The sequence below is a fragment of the Grimontia celer genome, assembly GCF_900055185.1.
GTDB lineage: Bacteria > Pseudomonadota > Gammaproteobacteria > Enterobacterales > Vibrionaceae > Enterovibrio > Enterovibrio celer.
Map to the genome: position 1 here is coordinate 2,117,887 of NZ_FIZX01000001.1, position 19,879 is coordinate 2,137,765.

The window sequence follows — 19,879 nt, forward strand, 5'->3', positions numbered from 1 at the left end:
TTTTACTTACCAAAAATATACTTTACTTTTTGTTTAACAGTATCAATCCTGCCACGATTTCCAGTATTAAAGGAAAAAAGCTCTCGGTGTTTTTCTAAAATAGATAATGATTCTTCACCCAATGAAAAAATTAGCGTACTTTTTAAATCAATTTCCGACATTTGATCGCATGGAAACTTATCGTCAAATATTTTCTTGTTCTCTCTCTTATAGCTGTAGTAGTCACTACTCCTATTACTTGGATGATATCTATGTAAGAAATATTTTGATAACATCAAATTTTCAATGTTTTTTAGAGAGATCCATTTTCTAAAGCCAATGCTATACATTACTGACAAATATGGCTTATCTATTAGGTTTATACCAACATCCCTTTCTTCATATAAATACTGAGTAACTCTTATCATGAAATCTAGGTCTTCATAGCCATAACCAATATATCGCTCATCAAAACCATTAACAGCGAGATAAACTCTTTTTTTCATCACTATAATTGATGAGGGCATCGCCACATGTGTATAATAACGTTCATCAGCACTTTTTATCTTTTCAATTAAATATTCCTTCCCTTTCAAATCAAGATGTTTAGTCCCAAATTTCGAAAGATAGACACATGGATAAATTGAAAAATAGTTTTCATCAACAATGCCGAAACATTCTTCAAAGATAAAGTCAAAATCAAAATCTATATCGATATCAAGTAATAATATTAGCTCGTTTGAACATGATGAAACCGCTATATTTCTTAGTCTTGAATTACAAGTCGGTTGATTTTTTTTAGCTTCTAAAGATATTAATTTTATAGCACTATTACCAGATATCATCCGCTTTAAAAGCGCATCGAATATAGTATTCCTATCAAAATGCGAAATCACCAACTCAGCAAAGTTAGAACTTTCTTTCCTGATCCTTTCAACTTTCCTTAAAATATCAAAAGGCCTATACTTGAGATCGACAGTTGTAATAATCGATATCATTAAAGCACCACATTAGCAGCAACTGCAATTTGATATACAATCTGAGTAATATCTTTTGCTAACTGCATGTTTTTCGAATCGATATAAGGCAGTACCAATACTTGGTCGCCAGGTTTAATTTTCTGGTCACGGTTAAAGCTAACCATACCATTTGCATGAACCACAGCTATTCGCTCTGCATCACCGCGCTCTGTAAAGCCTCCAGCCCATGCGACATAATCTTTCAATGTCGCATTAGGGTTATAAACCACGGCTTGTGGCATTAACACTTCGCCGCCAATGTTGATGAGATCTGAGCGTTTTGGAATAACAACAATGTCTCCTTGCTCTAATCTTACGTTGGCGATGTTGCCATTATCTGCAACAATCACCTTTCCTTCCGGTTGGATTTGTCTTGCACGGGCAACAAATTCTGTGACTAAAGCGGCTTCTTTTGCGCGGATTACCGCTTCACCGTCCGAGGAAGCGGGTGCCGTAAACACACTTCTTTCTAATCTATCCAGCGATTGATCCAGCATCTCCTTTTGCTTGATCGAGACGCTTCTTCGTTTGATGTAGATAGACTGGTAGTTAGACTCATCTGCCGAGACGGCAATATGGTTCAGGAAATCGTGAAGCCTTGTCCCTTTATTAACGGTATAGAAAGATGGGCCAAGGTATTCCCCTTGTAGCCTTACATTCATGATTTGTGCGTGAAGGTCGTCTTTGAAAAAGACGGTATCGCCATCATGTAGCGAAATATCTTCGAACTTACTGAAGTCGAGATAGACGGAAAAAGGCCCTGTTTCCCGGTTCCCTTGCACGCCCACATGCGACACTTTGGCAAGTGGCCTTGCGTAAGTCACTAGTTCATTACCTTTCGCCTTGGTATTGGCAAATTCAAAACGGAATGGGTTTCTGGCGCCCCCTTCTACGACAACCGTTGCGCCTTGCTGCCCCACCACTATCACGTCACGGTCGCGGAACTGAATGTTCGGCAACGTTCCTTTTAGCAAGAAATCATAGAGGTCAAAGTCAGCAATGGTTTTGCCGTTACGCTGCACGCTGATATGACGGTAGCTTCCTCGCTCGGAATCAATTCCCCCAGCACGTTTTAAGTAAGAGAGTAACCCGTCGGAGGCTATTCCTGCGTATTGGCCTGGGCGCAACACTGGGCCCGTAACAAATACGCTCACTGGGGTGGCTGTTAAGACGTTGACATAGGTTTCAACATCTTGTGTGTATATACGCTGGATTTGTTTTTCAACCAGTCGATGTAAATCGCCCGCGCGTTCACCAATCACTTTGACCGGGCCAATTTCAGGAATGAAGATGTTGCCTTGGGCGTCCACCACTGCCACGTCATTTACGCTGACGGCTCCCCATAGCCAGATCGCAATTTTGTCTCCCGTGGCGATACGGTAGTCTGCATTCACACCGTCAACACTGTTTGCTTCATACCCACCAACAAACAGATTGGCACCAAAAGGCGGTGGTAAATCCTGCTCTGCAGCAGGAAGTACGTTGGTCATAGATACTGTCGATGGACTGGTTTGAGATGATGGATTCGGCGCTTTAGAAGTAGCTGCCGATAGATTAGCTGATGCCGTATCAGCAAATGGCTGCGCTAAGGCAGAAAATGACAGCACCAAAGGTGCCAGTAGTTTTTTTTTCACTTTTTATACCCAACCTACATGGTCTCTCACGACGCCCAGTCCTAAAAGTCCAATCGCCCAAGCGATAAGTGCTCCAAGGAAAACGGTGGCAATCGATTTGATTCGATTTGGCTCTAACGCTTCATCAGGTGAGGAAGGCGCAACAAATGTAGCGAGGTAGCGATGCTTTCTTGCCGCTTCTACCCGCGCAGCTTCTAAAGAAGCCAATGATGAGGTGTACGCCTTTTCGGCGAACTCTCTCTCTACTAACAGGGGCTCATAATCTGCAAACACACCAGACAATGCAGAGCCTTCGCTACTTTTACCGGCAATACCGTCGCGTTCTTTGTCAATTTGAGCTATCAGTGCTGTAATCTTGCGCTTCAGGTTGGTGACTGCCGGAGCCGATTCATTCATGTAACCTTGCATCACTTTTAACTCCGCCTGAGCTGCGGTTAGTTGAGATTCCAACTCCGCGATGATGGTCATTTTGGCCGTGGCGGTTTGGGTTGGGTCAAGGTCTTGCACTTGATTGCGGAAAGTATTCATCGACAATCTCGCTGCTGTTACCCTAAGTTCGGCTCTGGCTACTTCTGCTTCAGCAAAGCTGAGATCATCTTCCCGCGCTCTTTCTGAAAGGGCATTGATCAGTATTTCACTTTGCTTGATGATCTCTTGTGACAATCTTTCTGCTTCTTCCGGCGTGAAAGCCCTGACTTTCAGGGTGATAATGGTGGTGGTAGGGTCAAACGAAACGGTTACTCGTTTCCGCCAGTAATTCACCACATCTTCGCGCGTTTTGTCATATCCTAAAGACGAGACCCAATCTGCGGCTTCGTGGTTGAAAACGGAAGAAAGATCAATACTTTGTGATACTGCACTCACTACCTGGTGGGAGTTGATATATTCTTGCAGTATGTAAGAGTCTGTCGCTGAACCGCCTTGCGACGGAATACCTGCGATACCGCTCAACATGTCAAATTGCTGCATTTCATTGCCTTTAACTGAAAAGCGGGATTCCACCACATATAAATCTGCGGCAATCAGCGAATAGTAAAACGTAGCAATAAGGGTTGGCACTAACACCACGGCGATAAATGAACGCTGCTTATTGTTGCGATTTTTCCAAAGCTTGTTCAGGAATATCTTTATCTTATTTTTTATATTCATTACTTCATTTCGATAAATTCAAGTACGTATCAATGGCTTCATTGATGTCTTCATAAAATTTCAGTTCACCTCTGTCCAGCACAGCGCCCATGTCGCAATGCTCTTTAAGGGTCGGCATGCTGTGGGAAACCATAATGATGCTGGCATGCTCACTGCGTGCTTTAAATGCATCGCGGCACTTTTCTTGAAAACGTCGGTCTCCAACGCCAGTAATTTCATCAACCAAATAACATTCAAAATCCATCGCCATAGAAAGGCCAAAAGCTAATCTGGCTTTCATACCGGAGCTGTAGCTTTTAATGGGCATATTCAGATAGTCGCCAAGTTCAGAGAATTCTCGAACAAACGCTTCAACTCTCTGAATATCTTCACCATAAATGCGGGTTACAAAGCGAAGGTTTTCGTATCCTGTTAGTGAGCCATTGAAACCACCCGAAAATCCGAGTGGCCATGACATTTTAACGTTGCGGACAATTTTGCCTGTCGTTGGCGCTTCAGAACCTGCGATCATTCTGAGTAAGGTTGATTTTCCCGCACCATTAACACCCAGCAACCCAATGTTTCGACCCTGCGGAAAGGTGAAAGAGCACGGTTTAAGTACCTGCTTAATGCCGTTCGGCGTCTTATACCTTTTTGAAACGTTAACGAGTTCAATCATAAATTCCTCGCTTTATGCTTCGTTTGGGAAACACCAATCAGCCCTAAAGTGAACAGTATCAAAGCGCAGCTTATGGCGAAATCAAACCGAATATAGGCACTTTCATAAGTGGAGAAGAACCCCGCCCTAACCCACTCTACGCACTGGAAGATGGGGTTCCATTGCAAAAACTCCCTCGCTTGCGGAGGTAAACTGGAAGCGGTAAAAAAAATACCCGAGAGAAAATACAACGGTCTATTTGCCGCATTGAAGAGTTTGTCCCAACTATCCCAATACACACGAATAGCGGCATTGATCATTCCAACGCCAATGGAGAACACCGTCAGTGTCAGTAAGGCTGTAATTACATTAAACAAATCATGAATTGACAGCGCTTTACCCATCAATTGAAGAGCAAACACAATAAGTGCAAAAACGACAATCATGGTGGTGCTTTCGAGCAATGCTCTCCCCATCAGCACATCAAAAGGCGTAACGTGGGGGTATGCCATTAGGGCCTGATTTGCGCTGAATGCACTAGACATACGTTTGGCTAGGTTGCTGTATAGCAACCAAGGAACAATGCCAGTTGCAAAGAAAACAGCCAGATCGCCCCCCACTGGCGACTGCCTGCCTAATGCTGAGAAAATAAGCACTAAAAGTAGCACCTGTGAAATAGGCTCAACCAGTGCCCACATATAGCCAATTTTGCTTTTCCCGTATTTAGACAAGGCTTCCCGTAGTATGAGTGCATAGATTACCCGCCCCTGCACGCGGAGGGCTTGCCTGATCTCTTTCATTTCAATTACATGCCAGACAAAACAGACTGAACTTTGAACCAAAGTGTTTCATTCCGAGTGTCGGTATAGGCGCAGAGGGTTAACTCTTTCTCTGTCGCCAGCAATACTGCACACCTGTTACCCATTGCGGACTTGTAAATATCAGCAACGACATACGTCTCTGGCTGCGAGCAGGCAATGGTTAATGCCTCACCGACTAGCAGTTGATCAGGTATGCCTGCCAGACAAGTCTCTTCAGTGACCGTTTTCGTCGTGTGGGAAATAAGGGGAATATTGGCCTCAACTAACGGGGGGCGATAGCTACAGCCAGCCATTAAGAACAATGAAGCCGCAACAAGTGCGGCTTTTTCTATGCTATTGATTTTCATAATTTTTATATATTAAAGATTTGAATAATACCGCAAACCTTATCATTGTCATTGAGGACAATCAGTGAAGATACCTTGTGCTGGTGCATCACTTCTTCCGCATCTGACAACATACTGGTTTCATACGTTACTTTCGGATTTGAGGTCATTACCTCTCCCGCTTTCACTCGGCTGAGATCTGTTGATTTAGCGAATGCTCTTCGAAGGTCTCCATCAGTAATAATTCCCAACAGTTTTTCTTGTTGATGCACAATGGCAACGCCAAGACGGCTTTGGTTCATGGTCACCAAAACATCTGTCATGCTGGTATCAGACGTGACTAAAGGTAGGTTGCTTGACGTCATTTCATCTTTAACACGCGTCAACAACCGACGCCCCAAGGAGCCACCGGGATGGAATTTGGCAAAGTCATTTGGTAGAAATTGGCGACGCTTCATCAGTGCTACGGCCAATGCATCACCAATGGCGATGGTGACAGTCGTTGATGTTGTCGGAGCAAGGTTGTTTGGGCAAGATTCTTTGTTGATCATAATTTTCAACACAGCATCTGCATTTTTTCCCATTGTGGAATTTTCGTTACCCGTAAGCGCTATCACTCTGTTACCAAATACTTTTAGCGAAGGGATCAGCTGCAAGACTTCGTCGGTCTCTCCACTATTTGAGATGAGTAAAACCACATCATCACCGGTGATCATGCCGAGGTCACCATGGAATGCTTCTGCGGGATGAAGGAAGAAGCTAGGCGTTCCCGTAGATGCAAGCGTCGCCGAGATTTTCTTACCAACATGTCCGGACTTTCCCATACCGCAAACAATAACATGCCCTGAACAAGCCATGACAATATCAATCGCTTTCAGGTATTCGTTTTCATCAAGGTGAGTCGCGATAAGCTTCAGTGCTTCTGATTGCTGAGTCAAAGTCTCCTTTAACGCTGCAACACAATTCTCTTTATGCTCACTGATTGTGTAATAGTTATTTACATCCAAACTCTTCACAATTCGTTCCATTAACTGACGATCTTTTGTTGAGTAACATCCAAAGATTCTGCGTCATACTTATAAACAGACCCTATTACTTGAGTGCTGACAAAAACTCTTCGTTTCAAGCTTTCCACTTCATGTTGAGAAGGTGACCATGCGTCTTGATGCCATTGATTTAGGCTATCGGTAAAGCTCTCTTGCGTTGTTGGGATCACTATGCCTTTTTGTTTATATATCGCATCACCGAAGATAAAACAGGGCTTTAGCTTTTCAATCGCCTCCATACCTGACGTTGAATTGATAGTTGCCACAGCGATAGCATCACTCATTAAAACTCCCGTTTTCCCTGAATAGCAGTGTGAGCGAGGATCAAATTGGTGCTTTTTACACTCAAAAGGATGTGTGGTGAAAACTAATGAATATTCTTCACTCAGCGTTGAGCGGTAAAAGCCTTTCTCGACTGCTTCTATAAACGCTTGCGTGCTTTTAAACGTAGAAAAAAGTCGTACCTGACTGTCATACTCCAGTTGAAGCGGCACAAGTAGGTACTGTCTATCTAACACTGGTGTGGGCGAGTACTTCGCTTTGACCCATTGAAACAAGATTTGTGGGTAATTTTTTTTTCGTAAAATCTTGTCTGGTGGTTCGAAATTTAGCCTGAAGACACTACCAATACGGTCAAATATCAGGAAAAGAGAAAACAAAACATAATCAGTAAAAGTTTCTGTTCCGTAATGCTTGAGCTCTGCTGTTTCTATGCCGGGTTTCTCAATCAATACTGGCAATGATACAAGTGTAGGACTTGTCAGCAATGTGGTCGTTTTCCCTCTTTGATTACCTCTTTCAAAGACGTAATACGATACGTTCATTTGCTCGAATAATGTTATCGCTAACGCGTGATGAAACCGCGTTGCGTTATACATTAAGCAAGTATTGACTTTGTATTGCTCCAACTCGGCTCTGAGCCACTCGACGTATTGTGCTGAGCGGTAAAGTGTCTTTGCACTCAGAGAATAGTTGAGTTTCTTTGCCAAAGTTACGACACGTTTTCTAGTCGTAAAGCTCGGCTTTTTTCTAACAATGCCAGCCTTAATCAGCGAGGCATCCCCGACTCCAAACACAAGATAGCCCAACGTGCTGATGTAAAACCGCTTGAATCCTACATTTCCATTGCTATCCAAGCACTTAACTAAATCTTTGAAGTATCTTGAGTATGGAGGGTCCAGTGCTATCAGCCTTATTTCTTTAGACAAGACACTAACCCTTGAAAGACCGTTCTAAGTGTTTTCAGAGTGATTTTCAGATCGAGCCCGATGCTCTGATTTTTCAGATAATAGATGTCGTATTGATGCTTGATCATGGCATCTTCGATCGATGAACCATAACCATATTTAATCTGTGCCCAGCCAGTTAAACCTGGTTTCACACTATGTCGGAATGGATACCAAGGAACATGCTCTTGAAGCAAATCAATAAATTGTTGTCTTTCCGGACGAGGACCAACAAAAGACATCTCGCCTTTCAAAATGTTGTAAATTTGAGGAAGTTCATCAATCCGAGTCGCGCGGAGAATCTTACCAAAACGAATCACTCGATCATCGTCTGACGAGCTCCATCTCGCTAACCCATTCGATTCCGAGTCTTTGATCATTGTTCTTAATTTATAAATCAAAAACGGTTTGTTATACCTCCCAACTCTTTCCTGTTTGTAAATAATTGGAAAACCAGACGTTCCCCCAACAAGTAGCATTCCCAACAGAATAAGGGGCCATGTGAATGCAAGAAGCAATAACGCAATCCCAATATCTAGGCACCGCTTAATAAAACGACGGGATCTTCTTGTTACTGAATAGAAGCAGCGATGTTGCAAAAAATAATGTTCATTCACCAAGGAGAGGTGAGTAAATCCATATTTCGACTCTAGGTGATCCACCAAAGGCATCACTCTACCACCAGCCTTAACAACAGCGAGTAGCTGCGAAGATGCATTTTTATCCAATTTGTCTGGGTGCCAATAGCAAACAACCCTAGAACGAAGGCTTTCTGGAGAAAGAGAGTAATTATTGATATCCCAAGACATTCCTGACAACAAAGATAGTTTTGATAAAAGTTCCTTCTCTTCACCTTTCGAGCAATAAACAACAATACTTCTCACACCAACAAATACTCGAACTGGCGTTTTGTCTTCTATACTTTTTTTGGTGGCCGATTCGGCAATCAATGTCATCTTTGTTACATACCCCAACTCAAGATGGTCTACCATGGAAAGCAGACACGCTACCGCCCTTGGGTGTCGGCCCCAATGCACGTTATAGCGATCAATTTGTTTTTCTTTATTTGGCCTATGTCTAATGTGGCTTAACCTGCAAAGGCTTAGGTGTATTTTTTTAGGCAGCGGTTATTCATCCGCCTAGCGCAGTTTTCATTCGACCTTGTAAAATCAAGGCAGAAATGTATCACTTTCAATTCATGTGAATAAATTAGAAAACAGTTATTTTTTATTTAACTGGCTCGAAATTAATCAAACGCCACTAAGCCGATGATTTTCTAAACAAGTGCTATTTTTAACTGCCTCAAAAAGCCCAATTAATGCGACGCAAATAACGCGTATTAAATCTTCAATGACACACTTATTTACATTTTCACCATCAGTGATCGGCATAAACGGTTAATTGCCCCACATTCATTACGATGCCACTTTCTAATAATTCAACCTCGCCTTCACGGCAGATGGTTAAACGCACCTCGGGCTTGGGTTCATTAACGTAATATTCACACTCTGGCGTGCCAGCGCCGAGTATCCGGCTATAAACAACTACTTGTGATGAGGTAAAACCGCTATGGAGGAAAACGAAATGTTCGTTGGAAGGAGATACACGGACTTTTTCTTCTACACCGTTACTCCACACAATGGAGCCATTCGCTTGAATAGATGAGCGAGGGCCTGAGCAGCCCGTGACTAACAGGATAAAAGCAAAGAGTGGAACAAAAACTAAAGACTTCATGGCGACACCGACACTGCCAAATTTAATTGGCACGAAGTGTACTTTTTTAAACCATTAGACTCAATAGAGACACACTAGTCTTTTTTATGAACTTTGAAGTGCTCCATTGCACAAGGAATTGCTGATTGACATTTTTTATATGTTTACTTAATTCCCAATACTGTTTAGCATTTTAGGAGCCTGTCTAAATGTAGAAACAGGTGACTCATAAAAGATATGGAGTTTTTCATGAAAAAATCAGCAATTGCAGCTCTGGCAGCAATGATGATGGCAGCACCAGCAATGGCTGCTGAAGAAACTGCAGCTTCTACTGGCGGTTCCGCAGGTGGTGCAACTGCATCTACCGCTGCTGTTGGTGGTGTAACTGCAACTGGTGTTGCGATCGGTGCTGCTGTTGTTGCAGCAGTTGTTGTTGCGGTTGACGCATCTGACAACGACACTGCAACCACGACTTCAACTTCTGTTACCACTCAAGGTTAATCAGTAAGTTGCGTAAAAAAAACCGAACAGTGCAAGCTGTTCGGTTTTCTTCATATTTATACCCTTAGAATTAACGCCGCATCGTTCGTTTAGGCTTGTTGGCGACTCAGTTGTAGTACTATGAAAAATTGTAATTTCGGCTTAAAAGCCATTGCGCTAATAGGTGCAGTCCTTGCCCTTTCTGGCTGCAGTCAAAAATTTCAGGATGTGCAAGACACGATGTCGCTCGCATTGTTCGGACATGACGATGTAGTGATTTCGGCAGACAAAGTCAATGACCTTCCTTACGCCAGCCTGTATGCCAAAACGGAAAAAAGTGGCCAGGCATTTATGGTGTTGGGTTATGCCAACCCAAGCATGTCGAACCTTGCCGAACCTACCCAGAGTTTTCAATTGAAGTGGCTGTCTGCCACCAACGAAATGCTGGTCACCGAATATGGCCGCATTGTAAAAACGGTGAATCTTCATGGTGGGAACCTTTCTGCCAGCTATTCGCACCAAGCCGATCCTTTGGCTTTGGGTTTACTGAAAAGTGTCACCCCACAGGTGTGGAAGCGCAAAGTGGATTGGCAGCCAGGTAACCATGTCGGTTACACGCTGGAATCTCGCTTCCAGCTGCAAGGCGAGCAAACCCTGCTGATTAATGAAAAGCCAGTTTCAACACTGCACTTTATCGAGTATGTGCGCGCCACTCAGCTTGATATCGCCTTTGAAAACGAATTTTGGTTAAAACCTGATTCCGGCGAGGTGGTTGCCAGCGTTCAAACTCCAGCCCCGGGTATGCCAAGCATTGAGCTCACACTGCTGAAACCCTTTGCGGGAGGCAAGTAATAAAATGAAACCTTACTTTTCCTTTATCCGGTCATGCTTTGTTTTGGCGCTGCTTGCAGTACCTACCATCGCTCATACCGCAGAACAAACCGTGTTGACGGTAAAAACCGCAACAGACGACAAACGTGTCTATCAAGTCACGTTTGATGGTGCAACCCGAGTTTCACAAGTAGTGTCACAAGGCGCTAGCGTGGTTAGAGCTAACGCTACTAACATTCTTGCTCACAATACCGATACCATTTTCTGGCAAGGCGCAGGATTATTTAATACTGCCGATACCGCTGATATCGACGCGTTGACAGCTCGCATTGAAAATCAATTGGGCTCACTCAAGGAGCAGTGGAAGGGCGATGCAGAAAAACTAGGCGCTGTTTCTACCCTTTCCGACTTCCTCGCCTCATCAACATTTGCTTCCCGAATTTCAGTCGAGCTGGATGAAGATTTCTATCTCGCGGGTAGCAAGGTGAACCCTCTGGTGCGTGGCGATCTCATGCTGCTACTTCCTAGCCGGCCAAACAATGTTTGGGTCATCGGCGCAGTCACCCAAACCACTGACGCTGATTTTTCGCCTGTTTATATCGCGGATGATTATCTCGACACTGCTGACACCTTGAATAACTTTGGGATCAGTGAAGTTTCAGTCGTTCAGCCAAATGGCAAGCTTGAGACTCACCCAGTGGCTTACTGGAACCAAGTGCCAAAGAACGTAGCACCGGGCGCTGTGATTTTTGTGCCTTTTCAAAGTTTACCCTCTGAGCTCTCTTCTCTTAACCGCGATATTCCGCGTCTTCTTCAACATCGGGTTATGTAGTCATGTGTTGTTCCTTTTTTAAACTCTCTACTCTTTCTCTGGCAGTGATGCATGCAATGCCTGCGGTCGCAAACGATTTGGATTTCACGCCGTTTACACCAACGCAAAGTGACTTTGGCGGTGTGGGTTTAATGCAAATGCCAACAGGACGCGTGGCACCGGAAGGTGAGTTTTCGCTGGGTGTGACTATGAATGATGATTACCATCATTACCATAGCTCCCTACAGTTGATGCCTTGGCTGGAAGCAACTATCCGCTACACTCAGGTTCCAGATCGGAAATACAATAACAATCCGAATTTTGCGCCTGAAGACCGAGCTTATACCGATAAAGGAATAGACGTAAAATTAAGACTCTTAGAGGAAAGTTATTGGATCCCTGAAACTTCCATCGGGCTAAGAGATCTTGGTGGTACTGGTTTGTTTGATGGTGAGTATATTGCCGCCAGCAAACACATAGGGCCGTTCGACTTTACGGCGGGTATCGGCTGGGGTTATATCGGTAACCGCGCCAACCTGAAAGGTGACACCTCACTCGGCGATGATTGCGGTCGCGATACCTCTTACAAAGGCAAAGGCGGTAGCTTTGATTATGGCCGCTGGTTTACCGGTTGTATGTCAGTGTTTGGGGGCGTGGAGTATCAAACACCTTGGGAACCACTGATCCTGAAACTGGAGTATGACGGCAACAACTATCAAAGCGATACTTTGGTCGTTAAAGATGTTAAGGAAATGCCGCAGGATTCGCCATTCAACTTAGGCGCAGTTTATAAATTTGGTAACTGGGGGGATATCCGCGCCAGTTATGAACGCGGTAATACCTGGACGGTGGGCTTCACGCTAAAAACCAATTTCAACACGCTGGCGCAAAACTGGGTAGATACTCCAACACCTGCATACAATGGCGCTCAGGGTAAATCAGTTGAAGATATTGATTGGGATCGCGTCGCGACTGATCTGGAAACCATTGCGGGTTATGGCGACACCAAAGTGTATGCAGATGATGAAAGCATCACGGTAGTGGGTAGCCAATCTAAATACCGCAACCGCGATTTCGCCCATGAAAAAGCGGCGATGATTCTGACCAATACGGGGTCTAAAGCGTCGACTTATCATTTGGTAGAGCAACAAGCCAAACAAACCACCATTCAGACTGACATTGATGCGGCTGCCTACCGTAAAGTGGCTAATCAGGAGTATGTTGGTGCAAGTGTGACGGAAACCACGACGCGCGTTAATCCTGAATCTGCACGTGGCATGTTGCAGGCTGATACCAGCAAACCTTGGTCGGTCAGTGTTAACCCAAGTCTTCAGCAATCAATTGGTGGTTCGGAAGACTTCTACCTGTTTAATGTAGGCGTGACTGCTGGCGCGAGCTATTGGCTAACCGACAATATCGAATTTGGCGGCGGGGTTTACGTTAACCTTTACGACAACTACGACAAATTCAAATATGACGTACCGCCTGATGGCACAGATTTAAAACGCGTTCGGACGCTGGTTCGTCAGTACATTTCTGATAACACTGTTCGCGTGAGCAATCTTCAGTTAACGGCTTTTGATAAGTTCGGCGATAGTTTCTATGTTCAGGCATACGGCGGCTACCTGGAAACCATGTTTGCAGGTGTAGGTGGTGAAGTCTTGTACCGCCCTCTTAACAGCAACTGGGCATTTGGCTTGGACATGAACTATGTGGCGCAGCGCGACCCGAATTCAGAGTTTGGCATTTTCACCGAAGAAGTACATTTCGACCCAATTACTGGTCGTTACTACCGAGTACAAACTGGCACACCAACCGGCCACTTCACCACTTATTACCGCCCAGAGTGGAGCTGGTTTGATGATTTGCTGATTAAGGCAAGTGTCGGTCAGTATCTGGCCGAAGATAAAGGTGTAACGCTGGATGTTTCCAAGCAATTTGATAGCGGCGTGATTGCGGGTGCCTATATGGCGAAAACCAACCTGTCAGCGGAAGAGTTTGGTGAAGGTAGCTTTAACAAAGGCTTCTATATCTCGATTCCTTTCGACATCTTTACGGTTAAGCCAAGCGCAAGCCGTGCCGTTATCGGCTGGACACCGCTTTCCCGAGATGGCGGCCAGATGCTGGGTAGAAAATACAGCCTTTACAGCATGACGGATGGGCGTTATCCGAATTCGGAGTTTACGAATAGGTAATCGCACGAAGTGCGAAGGGGCGAGGAAGAGCAGGTCCTAGATCCTAGGAAGAGCGAAGAGCTGAGGTCCCAGGGTCCTAGAAAGAGCTTAAGAGCTAAGGGTGACTGAGTACAGAATACGAGATTACAGAATACGGGATTACGGATTACGGATTACGGATTACGGTTTTTCCAGGGTCCCACAGATAATCAAGCTTTTTCCTGTATTCAGTATTCCTTGCTCTTCCGGTATTCCACTTTTCCTGCACACCCGCTCTTTCGTTTCACCGCTCTAACCTAGGATCCTAGGACCTTGCTCTTACCCTAGGATCTGTCTCCCCTAGTCCCTGTCTTTCGCCATCACCACCCTTTCCGCCAAACCTCGCTGTTTTATCTCTTTCGCCAGCGCTTCTTGCGCTTCGGCATCGCCATGAACAATTCTGATTTCTTTGGGTTTTGCAGGAATGCCTTCTATAAACTGCAGCAGTTCATTTTTGTCTGCATGGGCGGAGTAGCCGGACATGGTGTGAATGTGGGCACTAACATCGATTGGTTGATTGTCGATTTCAACCTGCTTTTCTCCACGTTGGAGTTTTCGCCCGAGTGTTCCTCTCGCTTGATAGCCTGCTAATATCACATCGGTTCTGGCATCTGGCAGTAGTGCTTTCAGGTAATTCAAAATACGGCCACCATTACACATGCCACTGGCAGCAACGACGATCGCGGGCTCTCCCGTTTGCTTTAGTCGATTGACTAAAGCTTGATGATCACTGTGCGAATCGATGGTTATACACTGTTCAAATGCGAGTGGGTGTCTGTCAGCTTCTAATCTTGTTTTTGCTTCCTCGCTCCAAAGAGTTTTGAATTCGCGATACTGGTCAGTTACTTTGGCCGCCATTGGCGAATCCAAAATGACGGGGATTTTCGACCACTCCCGTTTCTCAAGGTCATCCAATTGAGTGGTAATGATGGCTTCGATATCAAAAAGCAGTTCTTGGGTGCGCCCGACGCTGAATGCGGGAATAAGTATTACGCCTCCGTCTAACAGCGAGCGGTCAATTAAAGCTTTGAGTCTTTGCGCTCTGTGTTCTATTGACTCATGTACCCCGTCACCATAGGTACTCTCTATCACCAGCACATCTGCTCTTTCAGGTGGCATTGGGTCTGGGAGTAAAGGCGTGTTGTTAGGGCCGAGATCCCCAGAAAAGACAATCACTTCTTTGCTGGGGAGTTTCACTTCCACAAAGGCAGAGCCTAGGATATGACCTGCTGGTTGAAAGCGAATATCTGCCACTAAATCGGACTTATGATTAACACTTCGCCAGACTCCATAATGTACAGGAACAGTGAGTGAGTCGATAAGTTTGAGAATACGCTGTCTATCTTTTCGCTTAAGCCCCAGTTGAAGGCGAAGCGCATCGTCCAACATCATTGGAATCAACTTGGCAGTTGCCAAAGTACAGTAGATAGGAGAGTTAAAACCTGCCGCTAGCAGCCAGGGTAGGCGTCCGATATGGTCGATGTGGGCGTGGGTAAGGATTAATGCATCTATATCATGAACATCAAATTCGATATCGAGCGACCGCGCTTCTTCACCTTGAAACAAACCACAATCAATGAGGAGCTTTCCACTTTCTGTGGTGAGTTGATGGCATGAGCCAGTTACACCGGTTTTGGCACCGTGGTGGGTGATGTGCATATCGAATCTTCCATGTATTGATATTCACCATAATGCCTAAATCAGGAACAAAAAAATCCCTCTCATACAGGGTATGAGAGGGATTACCGAATTCAGAGCAACTGGGTTGCAATACTATTCATCAAAGCGCAAAGACAACTACTCTGTAATGAATCTACTCGCGCTGTCTTCGTTTGGCATCATTAACCAAGCCCCCGTAAACAGCGTGAACAAGTAAACTAAATGAGTATGATGGAACGGCACATCTGTCAAACCTGCTAGAGCAATCATCAAGATCACACTGCTTAACAGTGGCTCAAACCGCACGCCAACACCACCTTTGGGCTTGACATAAAAAAGAGGTGACACCATCCAAGCTAGTAATATAAATAACCCAATTACGCCATAGCGAGCCAGAGTATCAATATATTGGTTGTGAAGATGGGGGGAGATTGTAGTATCACGTAAAGGTAATGCTTTAATGTCAGCGTGTAACGCTTGATCACCAACGCCCCAAATCGGTGCTTGCAAAGCAGTCTCTTTTCCTTGCAGCCAAAGCGTAAAACGAGTGCCAATAGAGGTATTGAAATTACCATGCTCAATCAGCTTAAATTCTTTTTCTGTTAGTTCGATGCGTTGATCAATTTTTTCCTCGAAGGCCTTGTACCCCAGACCACAGACCGTCGCAATAGTCAGTAGTACAGCTAAATACGCCCGGCCGGAGAGTGGGAGCATGCGCAAAGCCAGAAATACCATAACGATAGGTAGGAAAAGAATCACTCCGCGCACATCAGTAAGCACCAAGGCCATGCCTGCAAAACCAATACCGAGTCCCGAAACCAAACGTATTCCCCATGACTGAGTGACTAGCAATTGATGGAGAGAGCCTAACACCATAACCGCACAGAACAAGGCGTAAGGAATAGGGTTGGTCGCCAAACCAACACGTTGTATACCCATCCCCCAAAATTCATACATAGCATTCAAGCCACAGAATATAGCCGCAACGGGTAAAGAGCTTGCCAATAATTTCCGTGGAAGTTTTTGCCAAGGAAGCAAGAGAAGATAAGCTAAACCGGTCACTAAAGTGCGCGAGTAACCAAAGTTATCCCCACGGATGAGATGCGAAAGGCCGAAATAGAAAAATGCGAGCAAACTGCAAATCATCAAAGGATGGATTGATGCCCTTTGCCAATTCTGCTTAATGGCATTCCGGTAAAAAAAAAGGCAATACACACTTACGATGGGAATTAACCTTGACAGAATTGATTTTGTATCGGCGATATTAAATATGCAAAAAAATAATACAGCAAGGGGGCTGAGCAAAAACAGCTCCTCAAGACGCTGCTTACTTTGTGAAGCGAAGTTCTGGAAAGTGATAACTGTCATTTCTCAATATCTAAGCGGAAAAAATGAATAACGTCATGCATATCCTTGCGACTGAAACTTAGTGGATCCATCGTGATATTACTTGGGCATTAGCTCTTTTAGCTTTTTCCGATACATGAGAGCAAGAGAAATTTTTTTATAAAGCGTATATAACTCCCGACTTAGTTTTCGATAGATTGGCGTCCTTGATTTTCTAGGTACATTAGGTTCCTGAATAGTTGAGTCGTAATTACCATGTGACTCTACTAATAGAGGCGTAAGTTGGTAAGAAAACTGGCCATGAATATAATTTGCACCTACAAAACAGTCCACTGGAAAACACCATCTATGCTTGACCAAGCGCATTGCGGCTTTTGGTGATATCGCGTAGCTACGAAGACCTCCGTAGTTATCTTTCATCAAATATACTGTACTGGATTCCGATTTTTCAACTGAGGTACGTTCTCCACCCGGCTCAATATCTTCAAGACGTAAGAAGCCATAATCACTAACTTTTTCAAGCGCTAATGACAAAACGCTTAGGGCATCATCAGACAGTGTAATGTCATCCTCACAAACGACAATCGGCTCTCCCATTTCCAAACATTTAATCCAAAGCGCGTAATGGCTGGCGTAACAGCCAAGCTCGCCCTTAGATGGCATGTAGCCACTTGTCAGCCATAGTCTTTTTGAATAATCATAATCAGCTGCAAGATCGGGTGGCCCCTGATGACCATCTACAGCATCGAAAAATGCAAATGATATGCTTTTTTGAGCCATTTCTTCAGAGATTTTTTCACGGCGCTCGACACTTCTTTTCAAGCTAATAACGAAAACATTTGACACGGATATCTACACCACTCTTTGGATTAAAGCTAGTGCAGCAGTCTATCCTAGATTCAAGAAAATGGCGAGATTCGAGAAAGGAAACGGGAAAGCTATAGGATTGTTGGTGGTTGCTTTTTCCTTTTCCTCTAAAAACGCGGTACAAAACCGCGTTTTTAGTCACTTAAAAGTATTGCTATAACGACTTAGGGATTGGAACGACATTGCCTTGCCTCTCGTTTTGTTTCGCCGCATTCCATACCAAATCACCAATACCATTAGTCGGCGAAAAATCAGTAGGCGCCTCTAGTAATAGTTTACGAATCGATTCATGATCGAATGTATGGCATGCAGTGTCCAAGCGCGCTAACAGGTCTGAAAATTCGGACAACGATAGAAAACGCTCGCTTGCTGTCATTATACGCTCGTGTGCTGTGCGCTCTACATTGTCTCCAATGAGCAACTCTTCATAAAGCTTTTCACCTGGGCGCAATCCACTGAAATGAATTTCGATATCTCCATGTGGATTACTTTCACTTTTGACATCAAGGCCTGAAAGCTGCACGAGATTAACAGCCAAATCAATGATTTTTACCGGCTCCCCCATGTCCAATACGAACACGTCACCACCTCTCCCCATGGCACCAGCTTGTATCACGAGCTGTGCAGCTTCGGGTATAGTCATAAAATAGCGAATAATGTCGGGATGGGTAACCGTAAGCGGCCCACCAGCAGCAATTTGCCGTTTAAACAGTGGAATCACAGAGCCTGAAGACCCAAGCACATTACCAAACCTCACCATACAGAACCGGGTTTTTCCGCCATTCTGTTTCTGGTCTTCGGCTAGTGCTTGTAAAGCCAGTTCAGCTACTCGTTTGGTTGTACCCATCACGTTTGTCGGCCTAACCGCTTTGTCCGTCGATATTAGTACGAACGACTCAACGCCTGCTTCCACAGCAGCTTTAGCGGCATAATAAGTGCCGAAAACGTTGTTGCGCACACCTTCGACGACATTGTATTCCACTAGTGGGACATGTTTGTACGCCGCAGCATGATAAACCGTTTGTACCGAAAATGAAGACATGGTGACGGCTAAACGATTGATACGCTGAACTGACCCAAGTAGTGGAACAATTTCAACGCCAGCCCCAAGCTTACAAACTAGGCTGTTTAGCTCGCGATCGATACTGTAAAGCGCGAATTCAGAAATCTCAAAAAGCACCAGTTTTTTGGGGCCATATTGAATAATTTGGCGACAAAGCTCACTGCCGATTGAACCGCCAGCGCCAGTGACCATGACCACTTTCCCACGGATATTCGCTTCCATCAAAGAAGGTTGCGGCTCAACCGGATCACGTCCGAGCAGGTCGTCTATGTCAACATCTTTGAGTTCGTCTATCGTTGCTCTACCTTCAACAATATCCTTCATATCTGGTACGGTGAGAACTTCAGCCGATAATGAAACCAGTGAATCCAAGATTTCCTTTCTTCTAGATCTTGATGCACTTGGAATAGCTAACAAAATCTGGTCGATTTTTCTTTTTTCTACAATTGAGTGGATCTTTTTTACATTATGGACCACGAGCCCCATAAGAACAGTTTTCTCGAGGGTTACATCCTCATCTATAAACCCAATGACTTTATGTGTATCAGAATTTCTTAATGCAAGAGCTAACTGTCTACCAGCTGAGCCAGCACCGTATATGAGAACCCCTTTTCTTCCCTTTGCATGACGCTGAGATAGCAATACCCTGATGACTAGCCTGGAACCTCCACAGAGGATACAAAGGAATGCCCCATAGATTATTGGAACTGACCTAGGTACAGGAGCATCTAGATAGAAAGAGAGCACAGCAACAGCCATTGCAGATATTAGTGTTCCTAAACTGATAACAGCTAATGCATGAAATGTGAGGTATCTAAGTACTGCACGATATAGGCCCAACTTAGTAAACACGATCAATGTAATTAGGAGCGTGCCAGCTAGCACATAAATCGCTCTTGCATCTTCTAACCTTTCAAGGTGGCCTAACCTTGCCCAATATGACGCATAGAAAGAACTCACTATGAATATAGAGTCAAAAATCAAACTCAAAAGACGCTTTTTGAATCGAGATAATCGCCAAATTGTATTCAACTCAATCATTCTTTGTGTTCTCGTAA

General features: G+C 44.5%; 18 protein-coding genes. 4 read left to right on the top strand and 14 right to left on the bottom strand.

All coding sequences use genetic code 11. The annotated features are described in order from the left end of the window. Positions 1-2: 2 nt before the first annotated feature. The 10 genes from GCE9029_RS09295 to GCE9029_RS09340 all read right to left on the bottom strand — a co-directional run bounded on the left by GCE9029_RS09295 (position 3) and on the right by GCE9029_RS09340 (position 9,604). A complete protein-coding gene (locus tag GCE9029_RS09295; RefSeq protein ID WP_062662876.1) occupies positions 3-977 on the bottom strand; it encodes a galactosyltransferase-related protein in 975 nt (324 codons plus the stop codon). Beyond that, entirely contained in the window at positions 977-2,632 is a 1,656-nt protein-coding gene (locus tag GCE9029_RS09300) for a polysaccharide biosynthesis/export family protein (RefSeq protein ID WP_062662878.1), read from the bottom strand. The genes GCE9029_RS09295 and GCE9029_RS09300 overlap by 1 nt, the downstream gene beginning before the upstream one ends. 3 nt (positions 2,633-2,635) lie before the next feature. Continuing rightward, complete coding sequence (locus GCE9029_RS09305; protein WP_062662880.1) at positions 2,636-3,781, bottom strand: KpsE/RkpR family capsule polysaccharide export protein; 1,146 nt, start codon at positions 3,779-3,781, stop codon at positions 2,636-2,638. Positions 3,782-3,785: 4 nt separating this feature from the next. Next, the gene (locus GCE9029_RS09310) at positions 3,786-4,439 is read right to left on the bottom strand and encodes an ABC transporter ATP-binding protein (RefSeq protein WP_062662882.1); all 654 of its coding nucleotides are present in this window, start codon (positions 4,437-4,439) and stop codon (positions 3,786-3,788) included. Continuing rightward, on the bottom strand, positions 4,436-5,218 hold the full coding sequence (locus GCE9029_RS09315; protein WP_062662883.1) for an ABC transporter permease: 783 nt from the start codon (positions 5,216-5,218) through the stop codon (positions 4,436-4,438). Before GCE9029_RS09315 ends, GCE9029_RS09310 begins: the two co-directional genes overlap by 4 nt. A gap of 5 nt (positions 5,219-5,223) precedes the next feature. Beyond that, positions 5,224-5,586 carry a hypothetical protein gene (locus tag GCE9029_RS09320; RefSeq protein WP_062662885.1) on the bottom strand — a complete coding sequence of 121 codons (363 nt, stop codon included), beginning with the start codon at positions 5,584-5,586 and terminating at the stop codon, positions 5,224-5,226. Positions 5,587-5,591: 5 nt separating this feature from the next. Beyond that, positions 5,592-6,503, bottom strand: coding sequence for a KpsF/GutQ family sugar-phosphate isomerase (locus GCE9029_RS09325; protein ID WP_231870062.1), 912 nt, complete (start codon positions 6,501-6,503; stop codon positions 5,592-5,594). 89 nt (positions 6,504-6,592) lie between these two features. Then, positions 6,593-7,819 (bottom strand): capsular polysaccharide export protein, LipB/KpsS family, encoded by a 1,227-nt coding sequence (locus GCE9029_RS09330; RefSeq protein WP_062662887.1) that lies wholly within the window; start codon positions 7,817-7,819, stop codon positions 6,593-6,595. Further along, positions 7,804-8,829, bottom strand: coding sequence for a sugar transferase (locus tag GCE9029_RS09335; RefSeq protein ID WP_062662889.1), 1,026 nt, complete (start codon positions 8,827-8,829; stop codon positions 7,804-7,806). Before GCE9029_RS09335 ends, GCE9029_RS09330 begins: the two co-directional genes overlap by 16 nt. Positions 8,830-9,214: 385 nt before the next feature. After that, a complete protein-coding gene (locus tag GCE9029_RS09340) occupies positions 9,215-9,604 on the bottom strand; it encodes a hypothetical protein (protein ID WP_231870063.1) in 390 nt (129 codons plus the stop codon). Positions 9,605-9,799: 195 nt separating this feature from the next. Here GCE9029_RS09340 and GCE9029_RS09345 point away from each other — a divergent pair, with 195 nt between their 5' ends. The 4 genes from GCE9029_RS09345 to GCE9029_RS09360 all read left to right on the top strand — a co-directional run bounded on the left by GCE9029_RS09345 (position 9,800) and on the right by GCE9029_RS09360 (position 13,867). Continuing rightward, complete coding sequence (locus tag GCE9029_RS09345; RefSeq protein ID WP_062662891.1) at positions 9,800-10,051, top strand: hypothetical protein; 252 nt, start codon at positions 9,800-9,802, stop codon at positions 10,049-10,051. A gap of 120 nt (positions 10,052-10,171) precedes the next feature. Beyond that, positions 10,172-10,882 carry a YjbF family lipoprotein gene (locus tag GCE9029_RS09350; protein ID WP_062662893.1) on the top strand — a complete coding sequence of 237 codons (711 nt, stop codon included), beginning with the start codon at positions 10,172-10,174 and terminating at the stop codon, positions 10,880-10,882. A 4-nt stretch (positions 10,883-10,886) separates the two neighbouring features. Then, the gene (locus GCE9029_RS09355; protein ID WP_062662895.1) at positions 10,887-11,693 is read left to right on the top strand and encodes a capsule biosynthesis GfcC family protein; all 807 of its coding nucleotides are present in this window, start codon (positions 10,887-10,889) and stop codon (positions 11,691-11,693) included. Positions 11,694-11,695: 2 nt separating this feature from the next. Then, on the top strand, positions 11,696-13,867 hold the full coding sequence (locus GCE9029_RS09360) for a YjbH domain-containing protein (RefSeq protein ID WP_062662897.1): 2,172 nt from the start codon (positions 11,696-11,698) through the stop codon (positions 13,865-13,867). 318 nt (positions 13,868-14,185) lie between these two features. Here GCE9029_RS09360 and GCE9029_RS09365 read toward each other — a convergent pair whose 3' ends face one another. The 4 genes from GCE9029_RS09365 to GCE9029_RS09380 all read right to left on the bottom strand — a co-directional run bounded on the left by GCE9029_RS09365 (position 14,186) and on the right by GCE9029_RS09380 (position 19,862). Beyond that, positions 14,186-15,544 (bottom strand): MBL fold metallo-hydrolase RNA specificity domain-containing protein, encoded by a 1,359-nt coding sequence (locus GCE9029_RS09365; RefSeq protein ID WP_062662899.1) that lies wholly within the window; start codon positions 15,542-15,544, stop codon positions 14,186-14,188. A gap of 138 nt (positions 15,545-15,682) precedes the next feature. Continuing rightward, positions 15,683-16,912: an O-antigen ligase family protein gene (locus GCE9029_RS09370; protein ID WP_062662901.1), complete on the bottom strand. Its 1,230-nt coding sequence runs from the start codon at positions 16,910-16,912 to the stop codon at positions 15,683-15,685. A gap of 78 nt (positions 16,913-16,990) precedes the next feature. Then, positions 16,991-17,737: a glycosyltransferase family 25 protein gene (locus GCE9029_RS09375; protein ID WP_062662903.1), complete on the bottom strand. Its 747-nt coding sequence runs from the start codon at positions 17,735-17,737 to the stop codon at positions 16,991-16,993. Between the two features lie 175 nt (positions 17,738-17,912). Then, entirely contained in the window at positions 17,913-19,862 is a 1,950-nt protein-coding gene (locus GCE9029_RS09380; RefSeq protein ID WP_062662905.1) for a polysaccharide biosynthesis protein, read from the bottom strand. Positions 19,863-19,879: the final 17 nt, after the last annotated feature.